Origin of the sequence: Natronomonas salinimetallica (assembly GCF_013839515.1) — an archaeon.
Classification (GTDB): Archaea; Halobacteriota; Halobacteria; order Halobacteriales; family Haloarculaceae; genus Natronomonas.
Genome location: NZ_JACDNQ010000011.1, coordinates 56140 through 77476 on the forward strand (window position 1 = coordinate 56140; position 21337 = coordinate 77476).

Here is a 21337-nt window from a genome sequence, read left to right on the forward strand (position 1 = left end):
AACCACACCGTCCGACCGAGAGCGACGGCGGCCCCCCGGATCATCGGGTGTATCGCTACGCGGGTTTGAACCCGAGTATCGTCCCACACGCGCCACATCTGTACACCTCGGCCGATCCCTCGACGAACCTGAATCGGTCCAGATCGATCTCGGGGACGTCCGGGACCGTCTCGATGTCGTCGTGGGTGAGATCCTCGTCGCAGGTTTCACAGTAGAACGTGTCGTCTGCCATGCCGGACGTACAGCTCCCGCACATACATACCTTGCTACGGTGTGTCGGAAGTGCCACGACCACCTCGCGGGCAATCCCCGCGCCGGACGGCGGGCCGTCCTAGCCCCGAAGGGCCTCAACCGGCGGGTCGTTCGCCGCCTTCCAGGCCGGGTACAGCCCGCTTACCACGCTCGCGAAGACGGCGAACCCGAAGCCATAGAACAGATACCGCACACTCTCCCAGCCGAAGACGAGCATCGGGTCCCCGGTGAGAACGTCGAACAGGACGAGCCCGGCCCCGAGCGACAGGACGGATCCGACGAGTCCGCCGATGATCCCGAGGAAGGCCGCCTCCGCGAGTATCATTCGGAGCACCTCACCGCGTCGGATCCCGACGGCGCGCAACACGCCGATCTCGCCGCGGCGCTCTATCGTACTCATCAGCATGATGTTGAGGATCGCGACGCTCGCGACGACGAGCGAGATTAGCCCGATCCCGAGCAGCGCCAGGTTGAGCGTCCCCAGAAAGGAGTTGATGTCCTCTTGGGTTCCCGCGAAGCTCGTGACGCTTAGTATCTCCTCGTCCTCGTCGTTGAACTCGGCTTCGAGCGTGTCGGCGATGTCGGTGGCGGCGTTGCCGTCCTCGGCGACGACCGTCACCGTATCGTAGTGCTCCTGCTCGGAGAGCGCAGAGACCGGGAGGACGAGCTCGTCGCCTCCGGGTCCGAACCCTTCGTCGGACTCGATGAACCCCCGGAGTCGGTACAGCGTTCCGTCGTACTCCACGGGATCGCCGAGTTCGAGACCGAGTTCCGCCGCCGTATCGGCGCTCAACAGCGCACCGGAGCGAAGTCGCTCGGGGGCGACGCCGGCCGACGTCTCATAGAGCACGTCCGCCCGTGTCACTCCCGAGACGGTGACGCGCGTCCGCTCGCCGCTCCGTGTCGAAAGCGTCGTCGCGTTGGATTTTTGCGGGACCACGTCGGCGTCAACGACGACGCTCCGGATGTCGTCCACCTGGCCGTCGGTGACGCCGTCCTCGTCGCTGTCAGCTCCCGACGAGACGCTTACCTCGTTCGTCAGGCTGCCGAGGTTCGTATTCGCCTGCTGTTGGATCGCCGCCCCGGCCATGCCGAGGGAGACGATAGCCACGACGCCGATGATGACCCCGAGCGTCGCCAGGCCGGTTCGGGCGCGGTTGCGCCCGAGGTTCTGCCACGCGATCTCGACGCTCGGAAACCGACGCAACAGACCCAGGCGGGTCACGACTGGATCCTCCCATCGATCAACTCGACGACCCGATCCGTATACTCGAGCAGCTGTTCGTCGTGCGTGACGGCGACGATCGCGACGCCCTCGTCGTCTTTCAACCGGGTGAGCTCCGTCAGGACCGTATCGCTCGTGTCCTGATCTAAGTTTCCCGTCGGTTCGTCGGCGAGGACGACGTCCGGCTTGTTTATCAGTGCCCGGGCGATGGCGACGCGCTGGCGCTGGCCGCCGGACAGTTCCTCGGGCGTGTGCGTGGTCCGGTCGCCGAGCCCGACCCGTTCGAGCAGATCGACCGCCCGGTCGCGTCTGTCGACGGACGTATCCCACCGCGACGGGAGCTCGACGTTCTCGACCGCGGTGAGCATAGGTAACAGATGAAACGCCTGGAAGACGAACCCGAGTTTCGAGCGGCGCTCCTCGGTGAGTTCGTCCTCCGTGAAGTCGGTCACGTCCGTGCCGTCGAGATGCACGGTTCCCTCGGTCGGCGTATCGAGCAGTCCGATCATGTTGAGCAGCGTGCTCTTTCCCGATCCCGACGGCCCGATGATCGTCACCATCTCGCCGTGGCGGGCGTGGAAGTCGACCCCTTTCAGCGCCTCGACGACGCCCTGACCGCTCTCGTAGCGCTTGACGACGTTCTCGATCTCGATGACGTTTACTGTCTGCGCCATATGAGCACACCCACGACGAGTACCACGATCGCGCCGAGGCCGATTCCGATCGCCTCGAGCGGTAGGCCACCTCCCCCGCCCGAACCGCCGTCCCCGCCGCTTTCGACCGCCGGCGTCACCCCGCCGGCCCCCGAGAGGTCGATGCGCTGAGTCGTCCGCATCCGCTCGTTTTCGGCGACGTACGAGATCTCGACCGGGACGGACGACGCGTTCGCCGGCGTCTCGGCCGTGAGTTCGAAGGTCGCGAACTCGCCCGCCTCGACCTCCCCCACGAAGTACCTACCGGAGGGGGAGACCGGCCGTACGCCCCCGGTATCCGGGATCTCTACGAGTACCGACCCGGCGTCGGTACCGCCGACGTTCGAGGCGTCACCTTCGAGTGTGACCCCCGTCGCCGTTCGCGTCGCCTCGACGCTCGTGAGCAGCACCTCGCCGAGTACCTGCTCTCGCTCCCGCAGGTCGATGGTGTGGGTGGCGGTATGTGTTCGATCGTTCGCCGTGAACGTGGCCTCGAACGTGACGACGTCGTCCGAGACGCCCCTGGTGTCAAAGGCGGCCGTCTGATTCGTCTCGGGCTCCATGTCGAACAGATACGCCCGGTCGATCACCGCGTCGTCCGCGCTGGCCGTTATTTCGACGTCGGTCAACTCCGTGTTGCCGGCGTTCGTGATATCCAGGTCGGTCGTCCCGTACTGGCCGTTGTCGGCGTCGGCATCCAGTTGGGCACGTACCCTCGGTTCGTCGACGTCGAGTATCAGCGGGCTCTGATACGTCTGGATCGTGCCGTCCTCGCTTTCGACGACGACGTTCACCGTGAGGTCTCTCTCGCCGGGCGTCCCGAACGTCACCGATACCGGGATCGTGACCGAACCGCCCGGATCGAGGGTGCCGACGTCTTCGATCCGGGTGAACGTCTTCGCCCCCGGCGCCGTTCGGACGTACACGTCGTTGATATCGAGGGTCCCGTCGCTGCTTTCGAGGTTAGAAACGGTGGTCTCGATGAGTACGCTGTCGCCCGTGATCGGTTCGTCGGTGGTCACGTTCACCGAGGAGATCTGGCCGTTCGCCTGCGCTGCGGACGTGGATATCGACGCGGTAGCGAGCCCCCCGAGAGCGAGAGAAAACACCGCACAGAACAACAGCACCCGACGTTTGCGCACGAATAGCGTCTCCGTCCCCATCGGATCGTCGGCACGCCCCCCAAGCCGGCGGGCGACCGTGTCAAAACCATACATCGATTGCTGATTACGGATAATCACCTGCGAAAGTAAACTGTTATCATCAATCGACCGGATGCCGCCGACTCGCCCGGAGTGGTCTCGATCGGTCGGAGTGATCTCGATAGACCGGAGTAGTCTCGACTGATCAGAGTGATCTCGATCGGCCGGACGAGGGAGTCGGTACGCCGGCCGACGTCCGTGTCGATCCGTCTGTCACCGGGACGGTCGCATCCCGAATCACTCGAACAGTCCCTCGACGTCGGCCGTCCGCGTCCGACGACGGCCGACGTGCTCGCGCAAGCGCTGGCGTACGATCGGGGTCGGATCGCGTACGTAATCCAGCGTCAGCGTCACGAACGGGCTCGACTCGTCGCCGTCGTCGAGGGCCGATTCGGCGTAGCCGGCCGCCGCACGGAGCAGGTCGTCGTCGGTCGTCCCGGCGACGGCCTCGGCCGCGGCGACGACCCCTTCGGGGGTGAGATCGTACACACCGATCGCCTCCGGGCCGACGGTTTCCGGGCCGTCGAGGCGGATCTCGGGCGGTTCCTCGCGCTCGCCGAGGGTCGGGTCGGCCGCGAGCCGATCGAGCCATCCACCGAGTGCGTCGACGTCGATCACCTCACAGCCATCTAAGTGCCCGGATGCGCTTTCTGCGAGGTCGGGCGCACTTTCTGCGAGGTCGGGCGCTCCCGGCTCGTTCCCCCCGCGGGAGTTATATACCGCGGCGCTCGCCTGAACCAGCCCTCGGAGACACTCCCCGCGCTCGCCCGCGGGCGATCCGAGCCACCGTTCTTCGAGCGGTTCGCGGGCGGCGAGATAGCGTCCCGCATTGTAGAGGGCGATTCCGACCCGCATGCGGTCCATGTCTCCCCTTTCCGGCCACGTGTACAAATGGGCGTCGCCGGGTCGGCTACGCCGCGTCGAGCGGAACGACGAGCGTCTGGCAGTCGGTCTCGGTGATGACGTCCTGGGAGACGCTGCCGAGCATCCGGCGCTCGTGGCCGTTGGCCCCCCGCGACCCCATCACGATGAGATCGGCCCCGATCTCGTCGGCGTAGGCGATGATCTCCTCGCCGGGGCGGCCCCGTCGAACGATGCCCTCGTGTTCGAGTCCCGCCTCCGATGCGGCCGCCGTGACGCCCTCGACCGCGTTTTCGGCGTTGGCCGTGAGCTCCTCGTCGACGGCGTCGGTCAGTCCCTCCTCCAGCGTGAGGAACACGCCCCTATCGATGACCGAGAGGGCGTGGATCGTCGCCTCTCGTCGCATCGCGATGTCGGTCGCCGCGTCGATGACCGCGCCCATCTGTTCGCCGCCGTCCGTCGGAACGAGTATGTCGTCGTACATCGGGTTCGTTCCCACGTTGCTCGCGAGGGAAGTAAACGGGTTCGAATGGCGACGGGCGGCGGACGGGACAGACCGCTCGGCCGCTCTCGCTCGACGGGAGCCGGCAAAAAACATAGGTATCCCCACCAAGGAGTCCAAAGTATGTACGACAGCATCCTGTTGCCGACCGACGACAGCGCCGGCATGGGCCGAGCGGTCGAACACGCCCTCGACGCCGCGAGCCGGTACGACGCGACCCTACACGTGCTCTACGTCGTCGATACGGACACCTACGGTACCTACTCCGGCGACGAGTACGTCCACGAACTCGAGGGGCTCGAAAGCGCCCTCGAGCAGGCCGGCGAGGAAGCGGTCGAGGCGATCGTCGAGACCGCCGAGGCGGCGGGCGTCGAGACGGAAACCGCCATCAGACACGGCGTCCCTCACGAGGAGATCCTCGCGTACGCCGAGGAGGCCGACGCCGGGCTCACCGTCATCGGCTCGAAGAACCGGTCCGGGGAGTACCGCCGCCTGCTCGGGAGCGTCGCCGAACGGGTCACCCGGATGGCCGAACGGCCGGTGACGGTGGTCAAGACGCCGGTCGACGAGTAGGGGGCGACGTCACGCTGCCGGCTATACGTCCGTGACGAGGCCACGTCACCGGCGCGCGAGTACCGTACAATCCGAACAGCCGGCGGTATCACTCCCGAATCGGCTCGCGCTCGAAGCGCCCGCCCCGCCAACGCCAGCTTCCCAGATTCGCCCCGCCGTCGGCCAGCGAGACGATGACGTAGGAGTAGCCCGGCCACGCCGCGAGCCGGGCGTCCGTGGCGCTCGGTTCGAGCGGTCCTCGGGGATGTGAGTGATAGAACCCGACGACGTCGAGGCCCGCCGCCTCGATCCTCTCGAGGACGACGAGTTCGGCTTTCGGGGCGATCTCGTAGCGCGTGTGTGGGGTTTCGGCCGCGTTTCGGGCCCGGTCGGTCCGCTCGACGGCCGAGGGCTCCCCGTGGCTCCCGGCGAGGACGCCGACGACCTCCTCGGGAGCCCCCTCGCGGGCGTGTTCGACGAGCGCCATACGATGTGCGTTCGGGAGTTCCAGCGTCATGCTCAGGCGTCCCGTCGGATCGCCGTGAGCGGTCGGCTCATCCACGGCTCCGGGACGTCGAACGTCTCCGGCTGTATCAGCGCCGCGAGTACCTCGAGCGTCTCGACGAGGCGGGGGCCGGGGCGATTCATCAGATGGTGTCCGTCGATCGCGTAGATCCGGTTCATGCGGACGGCCCGGAGGGTCGACCACCCCTCCCGGCCGGTCAGGTCGTCCCGGTTTCGGGCGGTCTGGTCGAGTTCGAACCCACAGGGCGCGGCCACGAGGACGTCGGGGTCGTACTCGCGGATCTCCGCCCACTCCCTCGGCGTCGAGGCGTCGCCGGGATCGGCGAGTCCGTACTCGCCGCCGGCGAGTTCGACCAGTTCGGGCACCCAGTGGCCGGCGACCATCGGCGGCTCGAGCCAATCGAGGACGACGACTTCCGGGCGGAACGGACGCTCGTCGGCCGCCGTCGCGACGCGGTCGATGCGGTCCCGCAGGTCCGAACGGAGTTCGGCCGCCCGTCCGCGCCGTCCGAGGGCCTCGCCGATCACCTCGATATCCGAGAGGACGTCCTCGACGCTGTGGGGGTCGGTCGTCAAGAGCTCACACGCCAGTCCAAGCTCCTCGATCGCCGACTCCACGACGACGGTGTCGACGGCACAGACGTCACAGATGCCCTGTGCGATGACGACGTCGGGGTCTGCGGCTTCGAGCGCCTCCCGGTCGATCCGGTAGACACCGCCCTCGGCGGCCGACTCCCGGACCTGGCTGTCGATCTCGGCGCTGGACGCCGAGGCGTCGATTCGCGATTCGACGACGGATGGGGTGTCGGCGACCGCCGGGGGGTGATCACACTCGTGGGACGTCGCCACCGGCTGGACACCGAGGGCGGCGACGATCTCGGTCGCGGACGGCAGCAGGGAGACGACGCGGGTGGACACGGATATATCGTTCCTCCTACCGACGCTTCGCCCGCGAGCGAAATGAATCCCCCGCCCCTACATCGACTCGGGCGCTTCGACCCCGAGGACGTCGAGGGCGTTGGCGACGGTGTGTCGGGCCGCGACGACGAGCGCAAGCCGGGCCGCACGCGTACGGTCGTCCTCGGCCGTCACGACCGGGCACTCGCGGTAGAACCCGTTGAAGCGGTCGGCGATCTCGCGGGTGTAGGTCGCGATCCGGTGTGGCTCGTGGGCCTCCGCGGCACCCTCAATGATGCCGGGGAAGCGCGCGATCGCCGAAAGCAGGTCGCGCTCGGCGTCGCTCGACAGCACCGAGACGTCGAGTTCGGGCTCGATCCCCTCGGCCTCGCTCTCGATCCCCCGACAGCGCGCGTGGACGTACTGGACGTAAGGTGCCGACTGGGCCTCGAAATCGAGGGCGCGCTCCCACTCGAAGGTGATCGCCTTGGCCGGCTGTTTCGAGACGATGTCGTAGCGGACTGCGCCGATCCCGACCTGTCTCGCGATTCGTTCGACGTCGGCCTCGTCGAGGTCGTCGTCGCGGAGTCGGTCGTCGAGCCGCTCTTCGACCTCCGCACGGGCGCGGCCGATCGCCTCGTCGAGCAGGTCGTCGAGTTGGACTCCGGTGCCCGCCCGCGTCGACATCTTCCCCTCCGGGAGGTTGACGTACGAGTAGATGACCGTATCGAGGCCGTCGGTGTCGTTGCCGAGGTCCTCCAGGGCCGACCGGAGCTGGCGGGCCTGGAGTTTGTGGTCCTCACCGAGCACCGTCACCGCCCGATCGTAGGTGTCGAACTTCCACTCGTGGTGGGCGAGATCCCGCGTCGTGTACAGCGAGGTGCCGTCCGAACGCAGGAAGACGAGGTTCTTTTCGATCTCCTCGAACTCGAGTTGCCAGGCGTCGTCCTCGTAGACCGCCCGATCGTGGTCTTTGAGGCGGGCGACGACGTCGTCCGTGGAGCCGTCACGCATGAACCGGGTCTCCTTGACGAACTCGTCGAACTCCGCGGGGAGGCGAGCGAGACAGCGGCGCATCCCGTCCAATACGGTGTCGACGACCTCCGTGACGCGTTCGTACGTCCGCTCGTCGCCGGCTTCGAGCCCCTGCATGATCGCTTCGATCTCCGCTTCGGCTTCCTCGACGGCGTCGGGGTCCGCGTTCTCCAGAAAGTCGTTGCCCTTCCGGTAGTACCGGACCATCCGGTACTCCGCGCGGTCGCGGGCCGGTTCCGGCAGGTCGTTCTCGTCGAACGTCTCGTAGGCCCACGTGAAGACGGCCATCTGGCGGCCGGCGTCGTTGACGTAGTAATGCCGGTCTACGTCGTAGCCGGCGTACTCGAGCAGGTTCGCAACGGCGTCGCCGACGATCGGGTTGCGCGCCCGGCCGACGTGGACCGGTCCGGTCGGGTTCGCGGAGGTGTGTTCGACGACGACGGACGTGTCCCGCGCCGGCAGCGAGCCGTACGCCTCGTTCTGGCCGGCCTCCAGCGTCCCCTCGAAGTACGCCTCGCTCGGGACGAAGTTGAGATACGGCCCCTCGACGTCGACCCGTCCGACGTAGGTGTAGTCGTCCTCGTCCAGTTCCGCGCGCAGTTCGGCGGCGACCGCCGGCGGGGGCGCACCGGCCTCGGCGGCGAGTCGGAAGGCGACGCTGGAGGCGAAGACGGCCTCCCGTCCCTCGGGTGGCTCCTCGATTCCGAGGTCGTCGGACGGGTAGCCACAGTCGGCGAGCGCGCCGGCGAGGGCCGCCTCGACCTCCTCGCGTAGAGCGATGAACATACCCGTCTTTCCCCGCTACCCGATAAAGGGGCTTTCGAAGGACGGGGACCCGCGGTCGGCGGACCGCGGCCTTTAGGACGCTGTGTATCAACGGAAACGTATGCCCAAGCAGGTCGACGATCCCGACTACCACAGCGAGAACCACACCGCCGCCCAGACCTGCGGGTGGACGGCCAACGCCCTCCGCGGTGAGGGCCGTTGTTATAAAAATCACTTTTACGGTATCCAATCGCATCGCTGTATCCAGATGACGCCCGTCGTCAAGTGCAACGAGCGCTGCGTGTTCTGTTGGCGCGACCACGCCGGCCACGCCTACGAACTCGGCGACGTCGAGTGGGACGACCCCGACGCCGTCGCCGAGGCCTCGATCGACCTCCAGCGGAACCTGCTGTCGGGCTTCGGCGGCAACGACAAGGTCCCCGACACCGCCTTCGAGGAGGCGATGAAGCCCCGCCACGTCGCCATCTCACTGGACGGTGAGCCGACGCTGTATCCGTACCTGCCGGAGCTCATCGAGGCGTTCCACGAGCGGGGGATCACGACGTTTCTGGTCTCGAACGGAACCCGCCCCGAGGTCATCGCACAGTGTGATCCGACGCAGTTGTACGTGAGCGTCGACGCGGCTGACCGGAGGACCTTCGAGGAGGTCGTCAAGGCCGTCGAGGGCGACGCCTGGGACCGGCTCATCGAGACGCTCGACGTGCTCGCGGAGAAGGACGACACGCGGACGGTCCTCCGGACGACGCTGCTGTCGGGGCACAACACCCACCATCCGGAGTGGTACGCGGCGATGTACGACCGCGCGGACGCCGACTTCGTCGAGTTGAAAGCCTACATGCACGTCGGGAACTCCCGTGGCCGGCTCGACCGGGACGTGATGCCCGACCACGAAGCGGTCCTCGGGTTCGCCGAGGCCGTCCAGTCGTACCTGCCGACACATCCCGTCGTTCGGGACGTCGAAGCCTCCCGGGTCGCCCTGCTCGCGCGCGATGCGGACACGATGGTACCCGAACTGAAAGGCGACAGCGAGTTCTGGCGCGAGGAACCGTACGCGGAGCCCTGAGGCACACGCGGACGTTCAGAACGCGTACGCGGAATTCGCGGGCACGTCACCGCCCCCGACGGTCGGCCACGTCGCCACCCCACCTCCGACACATTTTATATGGCCACTCGCGTAGTCCGACCGAGCGGCCCAGTCTCCACCCACATATCTGTTATGCATTCCACATTCGTTACGGTTAAGGCCGGGGACGCCGTACGTCGACCTATGTCACAGACGACTGGGCGCGTCGGTCACGACGAGTTGGCGACGCTGAAACTCGTCGCGCTCGAGGGCGCGCTCGAGGGGCGGACGACCGTCACGTGTTCGGAGCTGGCCGACCGGCTCGACGCGTCGAATCAGACCGCCTCGCGTCGGCTCCAGCGCCTCGAGGACGCCGGACATCTCCACCGGGAGGTGACCGGCAACGGACAGCTCGTCTCGCTCACCGACGAGGGGGAGCGCGCCCTCCAGCGGGAGTACGCCGACTACCGACGGCTCTTCGAGGGCGACGCCGACGTGACGCTCCGGGGAACCGTCACGAGCGGGATGGGTGAGGGCCGACACTACATCTCCCTGCCCGGATACATGCGGCAGTTCCGCGAGCGGCTCGGGTACGAGCCGTTCCCCGGCACGCTGAACGTCGAATTGAGCGACGAAAGCATCCGAACCCGCGCCCGGATGGACGCGCTCGATCCGGTCGAGATCGACGGCTGGGCCGACGACGAACGGACTTACGGCCCCGCGTTCTGCTGGCCGGCGGCGGTCGAGACGACCGACGGCGAGCGATACGACGACGTCCACGTCATCGCTCCCGAACGCACCCACCACGACGCGGACCAACTCGAAATGATCGCCCCGGAGAAGCTCCGTGAAACGCTCGAAATCGAGGACGACGACGAACTCAACGTCCATGTCTCGGAGCAGTAACACGGCGCGGGCCGGCCACGGCGTCGATGCGGCGGTGTCGGCATTCGCAAGCGGCGGCCCCGTCTTGATCCACGATGCGACCGACCGCGAGGGCGAGGTCGACCTCGTCTACCCGGCGGCGGCGGTCGCGCCCACCGACGTCTCACGGATGCGGAACGACGCCGGAGGGCTCGTCTGTGTGGCGCTCCCGGACTCGGTCTGTGCGGCCTGGGGGCTACCGTTCAGCCAGGGGCTTCTCGATCACCCGGCCGGGGCCGACCACGAACTGGACTACGACGAGCGGTCGTCGTTCTCGATCACCGTCAACCACCGCGGGACGTTCACCGGAATCACCGACGACGACCGCGCGCTCACGATTTCGGAACTCGGCGCTGCTGCCGGGCGGATCGCCCACGAGCGACGGGTCGCGGGCGACGGCGCGGCCGGAGCGATCGCGACCGACGCCGAAAGCTTCGCCGAGTCGTTCCGTGCCCCCGGACACGTCCACCTGTTGCGCGGCGCGCCCGACCTCCTCGCGGATCGTGAGGGCCACACCGAACTCGGATTGGCGCTTGCCGACGCGGCCGGCGTCGAACCGGCCGTCGTCGTCTGTGAGATGCTCGACGACGGGAGCGGCGGCGCGCTCTCGCCGGCGGCCGCCAGATCGTACGCCGATCGCAACGGCTTTCCGTACGTCGAGGGCAGCGAGTTGATCGCCCGGTTCGGGTAAGCGCTCCGGGAGCGCTCACTCCCGGATCAGCGAAACCGTCACGGCGTACCGCGAACCGCACTCACAGCTGATGGCCGTGTTCGGTTCCCCGTCCCCGTCGTACTCGAGTTGTCCGTCACAGCACAGACAGTCCATCGTGAATCTCATGCGTGTATCCTCCTACGCCCGAAAGCGTACGCCGACTGGCCGCGGTTCATCGCTCCGGTGGCAATCAGACATATATTCGTCCACCACCAACCAGTGAACGCTCCGTTCATACTGACGGACAAAAGAATGTACACACGACGCACGAGGATCACGCCGTTCGACGGAGCGAACGGCGGATCACTCGTGAGTCGGTTTCATTTGATTTCGTCCACCAGTATCAGGAGCGGCGTGAGAGGGGCAGATGCTTGCAGGCTCTTCCCCCTCTCGGCGCACGTTCCGTGCGCAGTGGTTCTCTATGGTGTATCGGATAAAAAACCACGGGCGAGTACGCAGTGATACGGACGAAGCGGTCCGCGCGCGTGAGATGGATTGTGGTGTCTCCCCGTTCTCGCGAGATGTCCGCGGTGGAAACACCGCTCGCGTCGCTCGTGGCGTTGCGTCGACAGAAACGTCCTGACGGAGTCTCGCACGAACGGAGCGAGTGCGAGGCACGTCAGGACCGAACGACGACGCGGTCGCTGCGTTCGTAGCGACCGCGAGGAGTGAGCGTCCTGACGGAGATTTGAACTCCGGTCCCTGGCTCCGCAAGCCAAGAGGATAGTCCACTACCCTACCAGGACTCGTCTCTACGTACCCCGCTTCAACGTATATGGGTTACGATTCGAGGCCCCGCCGACCGAGGGTATATAAGCGAAGACGAAGCAAACGGGCGTATGAGACGTCCACACGGACGCGGGTCGTACCGACACGGACGCGGGTCGTACCGGCACGGACGCAGGGTATACGAGCCCCATCGACGCGAGCATCGGCCACACGGGCCCCATCGACGCGAGCATCGGCCACACGGGCCCCACCGACGCGGGCACGGGTCGTACCGACACCGACAACGCTTTTCGGGAGGCCGTGTTTGCTCTCCGTAGCAATGGGCGCCATCGAGGAGATATATGCGGACCTCGACGCCGACGTCTCCGAGGAGGAGTTCCGTGAGGCCGTCGAAGCGAAAGTCGAACAGATGGGCGGACTCGCTGACGAAGAGACCGCGGCGATGCTCATCGCGCACGATCTCGACGGGGGCGAAGTCGAGACGGTCGCCGACATCGAACCCGGCCTAGAGGAGGTGAAGTTCCTCGGTAAGGTGACTGGGGTCGGCGAGCTCCGGACCTTCGAGCGCGACGGCGAGGACGGCGAAGACGAGGGGCACGTCCTGAACCTCGACGTCGCCGACGAATCGGGAGCCGTCCGGGTCGCGCTGTGGGATGCGGACGCGGTCGCCGCCGAGGCGGAGATCGCGGCCGGCGACGTCTTCCGCATCAAGGGCCGCCCAAAAGACGGGTACAACGGGGTCGAGGTCAGCGCAGACCGTCTCGAACCCGACGAGGAGGCCACCGTCGACGTCGACGTCGGCGGGCGGGTGACCGCGGATTCGTTGTCGCTGGGACAGTCCGACGTGAACGTCCGGGGGGTCGTCCTCGACACCGGATCGATTCGGACGTTCGACCGGGACGACGGCACCGAAGGGCGCGTCTCGAATCTGACGCTCGGCGACGAGACGGGCCGGGTCCGGGTGACGCTGTGGGACGAGCGCGCTGATACCGTCGAGCGCGTCGAGGCCGGCGAAAGCGTCGAGATCGTCGACGGCTACGTCCGCGAGCGCGACGGCTCGCTCGAGCTCCACGTCGGCTCCCGAAGCGAGATCGACGAACTCGACGAGGCCGTCGAGTTCACGCCCGAGGCGACCGATATCGATTCGATCGAGATCGGCCAGACGGTCGATATCGCGGGCGTCGTTCGGTCGGCCGATCCGAAGCGGACGTTCGATCGCGACGACGGCAGCGAGGGGCAGGTTCGGAACGTCCGCCTACAGGATACGACAGACGATATCCGCGTCGCGCTGTGGGGCGAGAAGGCCGACATCGAGCTCGCCCCCGGCGACGAGGTGTTCTGTGCCGACGTCGAGATACAGGAGGGGTGGCAGGACGATCTCGAAGCCTCCGCCGGGTGGCGCTCGACGGTGGTCGTCGTCGAGGACGCGGAGCCGGAGCGGGGGGCCGAATCGGCCGGGCTCGATCAGTTCGGCGACGGAGCGCGTGCGAACGGCTCGGCCGCGGATACGTCGTCGGCCGACGGCCCGTCGAACGGCGGCGATGAGGCTTCCGGCGGCGACGGCGACGGCGATCCGTCCGGAGCGGCCGGCGGCGAACCGGAGACATTCACCGGAACCGTCGTCCAACCCGGTGATCCGGTCATTCTCGACAGCGGCGAGGAGACTGTCCGCGTCGAAACCGACTCCGAGGTCCATCTCGGCCAGGAAGTCACCGTTCGGGGCCGCCGCGACGGCGATTCTTTCCTGGCGGACGACGTCTTCTAGTTCGCCAGAGGCTCGCAAAGATTAAGGCCGACTCGCCCCCGGTGTGGTGTATGAGCGTCGAGTTACCGTTCGCCCCGGTCGATACGGTCATCCGACGGAACGCCGGGCAGCTTCGGGTTAGCGCCGACGCGGCCGAAGAGCTCGCCCGACGAATCCAGGCCCGCGGGGCCGAACTGGCCGAAGACGCCGCCCGAAAGGCGACCCAGGACGGTCGGAAAACCCTGATGGCGGAGGATTTCGACGCTACAACCGTCGATAAAGATCTCCTCGAGCTACCGATCGCGCCGATCGATCGGATCGCTAGACTCGATATCGATGACCAATATCGGGTATCGATGAACGCCCGAATCGCCCTCGCGGGCGAACTCGAATCGTACGCCGACACCGTCGCCACCGCGGCCGCCATCCTCGCGCGGCACGCGGACCGGCGCACGGTCAAGGCCGATGACATCACCACGTACTACGAACTCGAACCGTACTTCGAATGAGGTTCGGCTACCGAGATATCTGTCTGGAACACGATACCGGCCCGCGGCACCCGGAGACGGCCGACCGGCTTCGGGCGATCCGTCGGGGATTAGCCAGACGTCACGGCGTCGAGTACCGGGAGGGGTCGCTTGCCGACCGCGACGCTATCGAAGCGGTCCACGACCCGGAGTACGTCGCCGACGTCGAGGCGTTTTGCGCCGACGGCGGCGGCACCTGGGATGCCGATACCGTTGCGGTCGAAGAGACGTGGGAGGCAGCGTTCGCCTCCGCCGGACTCGCTTGCTGGGCCGTCAACGAGGCCCTCGACGGCGCGAACGGCCGCCGGACGCCGTTCTCCATCGGCCGGCCCCCCGGACATCACGCCGAGTTCGACGAGGCGATGGGATTTTGTTTCTTCAACAACGCCGCCGTCGCCGCCCAGCAGGCGATCAACCACGAGGGCAACGGCGTCGACCGGGCGGTCATCTTCGATTGGGACGTCCACCACGGAAACGGCACGCAGGACATCTTTTACGACCAGGACGACGTGTTTTACGCGTCGATTCACGAGCAGGGACTCTTTCCGGGGACCGGTGACGTCGACGAAACCGGCGGGCCGAACGCCCGGAGGACGATCCTCAACGCCCCGCTGCCCGGCGGGAGCGGCGACGACGAGTACGCCGCGTTCCTCAACGGTCTTCTCGCCCCGTCGATGGAGCGGTTCGACCCGGACCTGTTCATCGTCAGTGCCGGCTTCGACGCCCATCGAAACGACCCTATCTCCCGAATGCGCGTTTCGACGGAGGGGTACGGCTATCTGACCGATCGCGTCAGGACGATCGCCGACAGCCACGACGCCGCCCTCGCGTTCGTCCTGGAGGGCGGCTACGGACTCGACGCGCTCTCGGAGTCCGTCGGGATGGTCCACGAAGTCTTCGACGGCCGCGAACCGATCACGCCCGACGGGGACGTCGTCTCGAAGGCCGAACGCGTCATGGACGACGTTCGGGACGCCCACGGGCTGTGACGATCACGGATCCGGATCGAAGTATTCGGCGAGTTCCCTCCCGAACTGTTCGGACAGCGCCGTCAGATCCCCTCCGGCGAGGATCTCGTGGCGTGTCTCTAGTGCGGACTCGACGTGTGGCCCGAGCGAAACGTCGAACAGCTTCGTCTCGACGAGCCCCGCCGGCGTCCGCGCCTCCCGCCTCCGTTCGACGACGTAGCGTCCCTCGTCGTCGACGTAGGGGCCGACGACGTCGTCGTCACGGTACGCCTCGTAAAACCCCTCGGCGTGTTCTCTGGTGCCCACCGGCGGTCCGCCGTGTCGGACGATCGCGGGGAGTGTTCCGACGCTGCACTCGACGAGCAGGACGGCCTCCCCGCCGTCGTCCGCGAAACACGCACTCCGTAGCGGCGCGAAGCCGGCACGCCCGAGGGCACCCTCGACGCCGTCGAGGGACTTCTCCAGCTGTGGATACAGCTGATCGTCGACGATATCCGGCGTCGGGAACCGAACCGCGACCGGCGTCGTCCCGCGGTCGGCGACCGCCGCGCGAACGTCGGCCGCCGACAGCGGGTCGCGCTCGCGCGGCTCGAGCAGGCCGGGACGGGGGTCCTCCGAGAGCGCGCGCGCGTAGTGGATCGTTCGGGCGACGTTTCGGGCCGAACAGACCGCCGCGACGTTTCGCTCCGGGTCGGTCGGATCGATGACGACGAGCGGATCGTCGAACGGTCGACGGCCGTGGCCCTCGGGATCGAGCCGGACCGGAGGGGTCCAGTCGGCGGCGGCCGTAACGAACGGGCGGAATCCACCGTACTCCAACACGAGCAGTTCCGTCAGAAACCCCGAGAACCCCTTGGTCCGGAGGTCGCTCCCGTACGTTCCAATGGCCGAGAGGAACGCCTTGGCGACCCGAACGTCGTCCGCGACCGGGCCGATCCGATCCGCCAGATACGACGTATGAAACGGTGTCCGGTCGACCGCCGACCGGATCTCGCTCGCGTCCTCGACGGCATAACACGGGACACAGTCCACGTCGAATCCCCGATACTGCCCCTTGACGTATGGGTGTTCGGCGAACTCCTCGTGGCCGTCGGGGAGCACGGCGTGGCCAACTTCGAGGCCGTACCGTTCGAGTTGCTCCCGGCCGAGATCCGGCGAGAACAACACGAACAGATCGATATCGCGGTCCCCGGCGAGCCAGGTCCCGCGGGCCGTCGACCCGACGAGTCGCGTCTCGGCCGTGACCGGCAACCCCGCGATGGCCGCCGTCGCCCGTTCTGTGAGGCCCTCGACGGCCGATTCAAGCGCCTCTCTCTCCGGCTCCTCGGGGACGACGCGGTCGCGAACCTCCTCGACGACCGATTCGAACGACATACCCGCGGTTTCGGCGTCGATTTATAAAACGTGTCGGTGGCGAGCCGCGGAACTCACTGCCCCGAGTGCGATCAATTGACAGACGTGGCGGCGATGAAACGAAAGCCATATCAAGCGAATCCAAGTATGGTGGAATGCGAAGGGCCGCCGTAGCTCAGTTGGTAGAGCACCACGCTGTTAACGTGGTTGTCCCAGGTTCGAGACCTGGCGGCGGCGTCGACGCTCTCGTCGCCTCACCGTTTGTTGCACCGATATCACGCGTCAGCGCCGCCGTCGGGGAGCAACCCCAGGGCATCGGCGGCCTCGATCGGTGCCGGAACGTCGATCGATCGAAGTTCCGTGGACGCGCCGTCGGCCGCTCGGCGTCGGGCCCTGGCTCTCGATGCGTTCCCCTCCCGCATCGCCGCTGCCGCCTCGGCCATCAGTTCGGCGCGTTCGGTCGCGAGCGTCGCCCACTCGCGGGCGCGCTCCAACACGTCCGCGAGCGCCTCCCGGTCGACGGTGTCCGGCCGGGCCATCCCGTCGAACCCCTCCTCTAGGGCCGCCGCGGTCTCGATGGACGCGACTGCGCTGCGGTACCGCTCCGCGGCGCTCCCGAAGGCGGATACGGCGGCGTCGTACTCGCCGTCGTTCCAGCGATCGGTTGCCCGGTTGTACGCCCGGGTCCCGAAGTTCCTGTCGTTCCAGGCGTTTCCGAAAGTGTCGAGTACGTCCACCCGGCGGTCGTACTTCGGGAGCCTGTCCTCGATGTCGTCGGACATGACGTGTGTCGGATCGTCGTCGTGGCCGAGCCCGAGTGCGTGTCCGAGTTCGTGTTTCGTCGTGGTCAACACGTCGCCGTAGGGGCGATCGGACGCGACGACCTCGACGGTGACCGGCCGTTCCGGCCTGTGCTCGGGCTTCAAAAGCGGTGAGCAGCCAAGCACGTCAGCAGATGCGTGCTCTTGACACCCCTCGAGACCGGTCCGCCGATCCAAGAAGACGAGTTCGACATCGGGTGTGTCCTCGCCGACCACGAACGACACGTCGAAGCCGGCATATTCGGCGGCGTTCTCGTTCCAGTACTCGACCGCCTCCGCCGAGAGTGTCTCGATATCGTGATCGCTCTCGCTCCGCTCGGTGACCGTAATCGTCGTCACCCCCGCAAGCGGGTGTTCGTCGGGGACGAGGACGCTGTCGGCCCGCTCGTCGACCTCGGTCCGGAGCGACGAACAGCCCGCAAGCGCGGCCACAGCACCGACGATCGCGTGACGCCGACGCAGTTCCATACCGCATGTAAGGAGCGAGGCCACCTATATTCCGCGGCTATAGTAAACATCGCAACTATGTACACATCGATCGCACTGCCGCCGTGCGATCGAGTGTGTCTTGTCTTCCGATCTCTACTATACTCACCACAGCCGCCGCAGCATGCGTCTACTCGTCGTGAACGTCTCACCGGCAGTCGCGGCGTCGAAGCGCGGCCGCTGCCGTATCGGATCGTACGGACCGACGCTCGGATCCGACTTCGGTACGGGCCGTCTGTCCGCCGCCCGACTGCGCTTTGCCGTCCGATATCCGGCAGACTGAAGAGGAACGGGCCGGTATCCGATACCGGAGGGCCCTTAGCTCAGTGGTCAGAGCGCTCGGCTCATATTCCCGGCCGCCCCCGGGCGGTGGGATGGGATACCGAGTGGTCGCCGGTTCGAACCCGGCAGGGCCCATGAAGCCTCCGAGCGACAGCGAGGAGTGCTGAACGACGCCTGCCGGGTTCGAATCCTACGAGTCGCGCACAGCGGAGCGAGCACGTCTCGTTCCGGTTCGAACCCGGCAGGGCCCATCCGTTCTGTGACGAACGCACGTGAGGAGCGAAGCGATTCACTGCCGGTTCGGGCCCTGCCACGAGCGAGCAAAGCGAGTGAAGTGGCTCCGGTTCGAACCCGGCAGGGCCCATCCGTTCTGCGACGAACGCACGTGAGGAGCGAAGCGATTCACTGCCGGTTCGGGCCCTGCCACGAGCGAGCAAAGCGAGTGAAGTGGCTCCGGTTCGAACCCGGCAGGGCCCACGCCGATACGGCGGACGGATGCGGGGAGTCAGCCGGCGGGGCCTACAGCCCGGAACAGCACAGGTCGGTGGACTTAGTACGGAGGCGTCGAAAGGGGGTCGGTATGAACGTTGTAGACGCGATGACGCCACGGTCGGAGGTGGTCACCGTCGAGATTCCGGGGACCCGCGAGGACGTACTCGAATATCTACAGGACCGCGGCTTCTCGTCGGTACCCGTCATTCGGGTGGACGACGACGGCGAGCAGTTCCGTGGGCTCGTGACCCGCGAATCGCTCATCGAACAGCCCGACGAGGATCAACTGGCGCTTCTCACGCGGGATGTCCCGACGATCGGCCGATCCGAGTCCCTGACCAAACTCGCGGAACTCGTCATCGACTCCGAGGAACGTCGGATTCCCGTGGTCGAGGACGACGAACTCGTCGGCATCGTAACGGTCACCGATATCGTCCGATCAATCGCCGAAGGCCAACAGAACGGTGAAACGACGGTCGGTGGATTGGCGACGCGGGAGATCAACACGGTGTACCAGAACACGCCGTTGCCAATCACCGAACGGGAACTGTCGTACGCGGACGTCCCCTACGCCGTCGTGTTGGATGATGACGGCAGACAAACCGGGATGATAACCGAGGTCGATATCATCGAGGTCGCCCGCGTCGTACAGGGCGAGTCGAATCCGGGTGACGCCGTTGCAAACCAGGACGACGACTGGATGTGGGAAGGAATCAAAGCGGTCGAAAGCCGGTCGATGCCGACACTGAACGTCGAAATCCCGTCGACCGCGGTCTCGGAGTTCATGAGCGACGATCTAATTACGGTCTCGAGGACCCGAACCGCCCGCGAAACCGCACAGTTGATGCTCTCGAACGACATCGAGCAGATCCCGCTGCTTTCGGGCGACGAACTCGTTGGCATCGTCCGGGACGTCGACCTCTTGGAGGCGCTCGCATGAGCGAAACGGCGGCTCTCGCCGAACTCGCGAAACGCCGCGGGTTCTTTTTCGCCTCGAACGGGGCGTACGGCGGTACCGCCGGTTTCTATACGTACGGCCCCGAGGGTGCAGCCCTCAAACGGAACATCGAAGACGCCTGGCGGGACCTCTTCGTCCGCAAACTCGGGAACGTAGAACTCGAAGCGCCGACCGTGATGCCCGAGGCGGTGTTCGAAGCGTCCGGCCACCTCGACGGCTTCGACGACATGATCGTCGAGTGTGCCGAGTGCGGTGCGACTCACCGCGCCGACCACCTCGTCGAGGACGCCGTCCCCGATATCGAGGATGCGGAGGCGCTCGGGACCGATCGGGTCGGAGAACTCATCGCCGAACACGACGTCGTCTGTCCCTCCTGCGAAGCCGAACTCGCGGACGCCCCTGTCGATGAGTTCAACCTCATGTTCGGGACGAACATCGGCCCCGGTTCGGCGTCGCCGGGCTATCTCCGTCCCGAGACGGCACAGGGCATCTTCGTCGAGTTCCCCCGGCTGAAGGAGTACGCCAGAAATCAACTCCCCTTCGGCGTCGCCCAGATCGGGCGGGCCTACCGAAACGAAATCTCCCCCCGTCGGGCACTGGTCCGCGTCCGGGAGTTCACGCAGGCCGAACTGGAGCATTTCATCGATCCCGAGCGCGACGAACCCCCGATCGATCGGGTCGCCGACGTCGAGTTGCCGCTGTACCCTGCGACGGCACAACACGCTGACGACGGCGAACCTGAACCCCACACGGTCCGAGAGGCCCTCGACGACGGAATCGTCGGAAGCGAGTGGGTCGCGTATTATCTCGGGCGGGCGATGGAGTTCTACGAGCGGATCGGGATCGACATGGATCGGTTCCGGTATCGCCAGCACCTCAGCGGTGAACGGGCCCACTACGCCGCCGACTGCTGGGACGCCGAGACGGAACTCGGCGGCAACTGGATCGAAGTGACCGGCTTCGCCTACCGGTCCGACTACGATCTCTCGAAACACGGCGAGTACGCCGAAGAGTCGTTCACGATCTTTCGGCAGTACGAGGAGCCGCGGACGGTCGAACGCGCGGCCGTCGACCCAGATATGAGCTACCTCGGACCGGAGTTCGGCGGCGAGGCGGCCGCGATCGCCGAGGCACTCGAGGCACTCGCCGCACGCGACCGATCGGCGTTCGACGGCGACGAGGTCGGCGTCAACATCGACGGCGAGACGTATACGATCCCCGTCAAGAAGACCGGCTTCGCCGTCGAAGAACAGACCGAAGCCGGTGAACACATCACGCCACACGTCGTCGAACCCTCGTTCGGCGTCGACCGCCTCGTTTATAGCGTGTTGATCCACGGCCTGGAGGCCGATACTGTAGATGGTGAGGAGCGTTCGTTCCTCGAACTGTCGCCGACGATGGCCCCGACGACGGTCGCAGTCTTCCCGCTGATGACGAAGGACGGCCTCGACGATCGGGCCCGCTCGATCGCCGACCGACTTCGGGTCGAGGGCTTCGAGGTCAGCTACGACGACACCGGAAACATCGGCCGGCGCTACCGGAGACAAGACGAGGTCGGAACGCCCTACTGCGTTACCGTCGATTACGAGACGAAAGAAGACGACACGGTGACGGTTCGAGAGCGTGATTCGACGGAGCAGACTCGGGTCCAGATCGAGGACCTCCCCGACGCGATCGGCCGGCTCGTCGCCGGTGAGACGCTATCGGAGCTGTGAACCGCGCTTGACGGCCACTACCTCCGCTGTCTTG

21 protein-coding genes and 3 tRNA genes are annotated in these 21337 nt (G+C 66.5%); 11 read left to right on the forward strand and 13 right to left on the reverse strand.

Features of this window, described 5'->3' with window-relative positions; translation table 11 throughout:
- Positions 1-55 precede the first annotated feature (55 nt).
- The 6 genes from HZR14_RS09975 to HZR14_RS10000 all read right to left on the reverse strand — a co-directional run bounded on the left by HZR14_RS09975 (position 56) and on the right by HZR14_RS10000 (position 4716).
- A complete protein-coding gene (locus HZR14_RS09975; protein WP_181692723.1) occupies positions 56-232 on the reverse strand; it encodes a hypothetical protein in 177 nt (58 codons plus the stop codon).
- 99 nt (positions 233-331) lie between these two features.
- Entirely contained in the window at positions 332-1477 is a 1146-nt protein-coding gene (locus HZR14_RS09980; RefSeq protein WP_181692724.1) for an ABC transporter permease, read from the reverse strand.
- Positions 1474-2151 carry an ABC transporter ATP-binding protein gene (locus HZR14_RS09985; RefSeq protein WP_181692725.1) on the reverse strand — a complete coding sequence of 226 codons (678 nt, stop codon included), beginning with the start codon at positions 2149-2151 and terminating at the stop codon, positions 1474-1476. Before HZR14_RS09985 ends, HZR14_RS09980 begins: the two co-directional genes overlap by 4 nt.
- Complete coding sequence (locus tag HZR14_RS09990) at positions 2136-3386, reverse strand: COG1361 family protein (RefSeq protein ID WP_181692726.1); 1251 nt, start codon at positions 3384-3386, stop codon at positions 2136-2138. The genes HZR14_RS09985 and HZR14_RS09990 overlap by 16 nt, the downstream gene beginning before the upstream one ends.
- A gap of 222 nt (positions 3387-3608) precedes the next feature.
- Positions 3609-4235 carry a DUF309 domain-containing protein gene (locus tag HZR14_RS09995; protein WP_181692727.1) on the reverse strand — a complete coding sequence of 209 codons (627 nt, stop codon included), beginning with the start codon at positions 4233-4235 and terminating at the stop codon, positions 3609-3611.
- A gap of 46 nt (positions 4236-4281) precedes the next feature.
- Complete coding sequence (locus tag HZR14_RS10000) at positions 4282-4716, reverse strand: universal stress protein (protein ID WP_181692728.1); 435 nt, start codon at positions 4714-4716, stop codon at positions 4282-4284.
- A gap of 141 nt (positions 4717-4857) precedes the next feature.
- Between HZR14_RS10000 and HZR14_RS10005 the strand changes: the two genes are divergently transcribed.
- Positions 4858-5307: a universal stress protein gene (locus tag HZR14_RS10005; protein WP_181692729.1), complete on the forward strand. Its 450-nt coding sequence runs from the start codon at positions 4858-4860 to the stop codon at positions 5305-5307.
- 88 nt (positions 5308-5395) lie between these two features.
- On the opposite strand, the gene HZR14_RS10010 is transcribed toward HZR14_RS10005, so the two are convergent.
- The 3 genes from HZR14_RS10010 to argS are packed head-to-tail and all read right to left on the reverse strand — an operon-like array spanning position 5396 to position 8529.
- Positions 5396-5803: a desampylase gene (locus HZR14_RS10010; RefSeq protein WP_181692730.1), complete on the reverse strand. Its 408-nt coding sequence runs from the start codon at positions 5801-5803 to the stop codon at positions 5396-5398.
- 2 nt (positions 5804-5805) lie between these two features.
- Entirely contained in the window at positions 5806-6729 is a 924-nt protein-coding gene (locus tag HZR14_RS10015; protein ID WP_181692731.1) for an ABC transporter substrate-binding protein, read from the reverse strand.
- Between the two features lie 57 nt (positions 6730-6786).
- Entirely contained in the window at positions 6787-8529 is a 1743-nt protein-coding gene (gene argS, locus HZR14_RS10020; RefSeq protein ID WP_181692732.1) for an arginine--tRNA ligase, read from the reverse strand.
- A gap of 100 nt (positions 8530-8629) precedes the next feature.
- Between argS and twy1 the strand changes: the two genes are divergently transcribed.
- From twy1 to ribB, 3 genes are all read left to right on the forward strand, one after another.
- Positions 8630-9592, forward strand: coding sequence for a 4-demethylwyosine synthase TYW1 (twy1, locus tag HZR14_RS10025; protein ID WP_181692733.1), 963 nt, complete (start codon positions 8630-8632; stop codon positions 9590-9592).
- Between the two features lie 204 nt (positions 9593-9796).
- Positions 9797-10498 (forward strand): DUF120 domain-containing protein, encoded by a 702-nt coding sequence (locus tag HZR14_RS10030; RefSeq protein ID WP_181692734.1) that lies wholly within the window; start codon positions 9797-9799, stop codon positions 10496-10498.
- On the forward strand, positions 10482-11207 hold the full coding sequence (ribB, locus tag HZR14_RS10035; protein WP_181692735.1) for a 3,4-dihydroxy-2-butanone-4-phosphate synthase: 726 nt from the start codon (positions 10482-10484) through the stop codon (positions 11205-11207). The genes HZR14_RS10030 and ribB overlap by 17 nt, the downstream gene beginning before the upstream one ends.
- 15 nt (positions 11208-11222) lie before the next feature.
- On the opposite strand, the gene HZR14_RS14415 is transcribed toward ribB, so the two are convergent.
- A complete protein-coding gene (locus HZR14_RS14415) occupies positions 11223-11354 on the reverse strand; it encodes a hypothetical protein (protein WP_255479230.1) in 132 nt (43 codons plus the stop codon).
- A 547-nt stretch (positions 11355-11901) separates the two neighbouring features.
- Positions 11902-11974 (reverse strand) — tRNA-Arg (locus tag HZR14_RS10040).
- Positions 11975-12276: 302 nt separating this feature from the next.
- Between HZR14_RS10040 and HZR14_RS10045 the strand changes: the two genes are divergently transcribed.
- The 3 genes from HZR14_RS10045 to HZR14_RS10055 are packed head-to-tail and all read left to right on the forward strand — an operon-like array spanning position 12277 to position 15217.
- Positions 12277-13722, forward strand: a complete 1446-nt coding sequence (locus HZR14_RS10045) for a single-stranded DNA binding protein (RefSeq protein ID WP_181692736.1) — start codon at positions 12277-12279, stop codon at positions 13720-13722.
- 50 nt (positions 13723-13772) lie between these two features.
- Positions 13773-14210 (forward strand): histone, encoded by a 438-nt coding sequence (locus tag HZR14_RS10050; protein WP_181692737.1) that lies wholly within the window; start codon positions 13773-13775, stop codon positions 14208-14210.
- Positions 14207-15217: a histone deacetylase family protein gene (locus HZR14_RS10055; protein ID WP_181692738.1), complete on the forward strand. Its 1011-nt coding sequence runs from the start codon at positions 14207-14209 to the stop codon at positions 15215-15217. The genes HZR14_RS10050 and HZR14_RS10055 overlap by 4 nt, the downstream gene beginning before the upstream one ends.
- Before the next feature lie 3 nt (positions 15218-15220).
- Here the strand turns inward: HZR14_RS10055 and cca are convergent, their stop codons facing one another.
- Positions 15221-16570, reverse strand: a complete 1350-nt coding sequence (gene cca / locus HZR14_RS10060; RefSeq protein ID WP_181692739.1) for a CCA tRNA nucleotidyltransferase — start codon at positions 16568-16570, stop codon at positions 15221-15223.
- A gap of 143 nt (positions 16571-16713) precedes the next feature.
- On the opposite strand from cca, the gene HZR14_RS10065 reads away from it, so the two are divergent.
- Positions 16714-16786, forward strand: a tRNA-Asn gene (locus tag HZR14_RS10065).
- A gap of 38 nt (positions 16787-16824) precedes the next feature.
- Here HZR14_RS10065 and HZR14_RS10070 read toward each other — a convergent pair.
- Positions 16825-17838 (reverse strand): zinc metalloprotease, encoded by a 1014-nt coding sequence (locus HZR14_RS10070; protein ID WP_181692740.1) that lies wholly within the window; start codon positions 17836-17838, stop codon positions 16825-16827.
- Between the two features lie 330 nt (positions 17839-18168).
- Here HZR14_RS10070 and HZR14_RS10075 point away from each other — a divergent pair.
- From HZR14_RS10075 to glyS, 3 genes are all read left to right on the forward strand, one after another.
- Positions 18169-18273, forward strand: a tRNA-Ile gene (locus HZR14_RS10075).
- 445 nt (positions 18274-18718) lie between these two features.
- Entirely contained in the window at positions 18719-19570 is an 852-nt protein-coding gene (locus tag HZR14_RS10080) for a CBS domain-containing protein (RefSeq protein WP_181692741.1), read from the forward strand.
- Entirely contained in the window at positions 19567-21303 is a 1737-nt protein-coding gene (gene glyS / locus HZR14_RS10085) for a glycine--tRNA ligase (protein WP_181692742.1), read from the forward strand. The genes HZR14_RS10080 and glyS overlap by 4 nt, the downstream gene beginning before the upstream one ends.
- Positions 21304-21337 lie beyond the last annotated feature (34 nt).

Bases quoted from the DNA above. Each gene is read 5' to 3' on its own strand.
- HZR14_RS10050 (WP_181692737.1), top strand. From the start codon at position 13,773: ATGAGCGTCGAGTTACCGTTCGCCCCGGTCGATACGGTCATCCGACGG.
- HZR14_RS10080 (WP_181692741.1), top strand. From the start codon at position 18,719: ATGAACGTTGTAGACGCGATGACGCCACGGTCGGAGGTGGTCACCGTC.
- HZR14_RS10055 (WP_181692738.1), top strand. From the start codon at position 14,207: ATGAGGTTCGGCTACCGAGATATCTGTCTGGAACACGATACCGGCCCG.
- HZR14_RS10010 (WP_181692730.1), bottom strand. From the start codon at position 5,803: ATGACGCTGGAACTCCCGAACGCACATCGTATGGCGCTCGTCGAACAC.
- HZR14_RS10000 (WP_181692728.1), bottom strand. From the start codon at position 4,716: ATGTACGACGACATACTCGTTCCGACGGACGGCGGCGAACAGATGGGC.
- HZR14_RS09985 (WP_181692725.1), bottom strand. From the start codon at position 2,151: ATGGCGCAGACAGTAAACGTCATCGAGATCGAGAACGTCGTCAAGCGC.
- glyS (WP_181692742.1), top strand. From the start codon at position 19,567: ATGAGCGAAACGGCGGCTCTCGCCGAACTCGCGAAACGCCGCGGGTTC.
- HZR14_RS09995 (WP_181692727.1), bottom strand. From the start codon at position 4,235: ATGGACCGCATGCGGGTCGGAATCGCCCTCTACAATGCGGGACGCTAT.
- HZR14_RS09975 (WP_181692723.1), bottom strand. From the start codon at position 232: ATGGCAGACGACACGTTCTACTGTGAAACCTGCGACGAGGATCTCACC.
- twy1 (WP_181692733.1), top strand. From the start codon at position 8,630: ATGCCCAAGCAGGTCGACGATCCCGACTACCACAGCGAGAACCACACC.
- ribB (WP_181692735.1), top strand. From the start codon at position 10,482: ATGTCTCGGAGCAGTAACACGGCGCGGGCCGGCCACGGCGTCGATGCG.
- HZR14_RS14415 (WP_255479230.1), bottom strand. From the start codon at position 11,354: ATGAGATTCACGATGGACTGTCTGTGCTGTGACGGACAACTCGAGTAC.
- HZR14_RS10045 (WP_181692736.1), top strand. From the start codon at position 12,277: ATGGGCGCCATCGAGGAGATATATGCGGACCTCGACGCCGACGTCTCC.
- cca (WP_181692739.1), bottom strand. From the start codon at position 16,570: ATGTCGTTCGAATCGGTCGTCGAGGAGGTTCGCGACCGCGTCGTCCCC.
- argS (WP_181692732.1), bottom strand. From the start codon at position 8,529: ATGTTCATCGCTCTACGCGAGGAGGTCGAGGCGGCCCTCGCCGGCGCG.
- HZR14_RS10070 (WP_181692740.1), bottom strand. From the start codon at position 17,838: ATGGAACTGCGTCGGCGTCACGCGATCGTCGGTGCTGTGGCCGCGCTT.
- HZR14_RS10030 (WP_181692734.1), top strand. From the start codon at position 9,797: ATGTCACAGACGACTGGGCGCGTCGGTCACGACGAGTTGGCGACGCTG.
- HZR14_RS10005 (WP_181692729.1), top strand. From the start codon at position 4,858: ATGTACGACAGCATCCTGTTGCCGACCGACGACAGCGCCGGCATGGGC.
- HZR14_RS09990 (WP_181692726.1), bottom strand. From the start codon at position 3,386: ATGTATGGTTTTGACACGGTCGCCCGCCGGCTTGGGGGGCGTGCCGAC.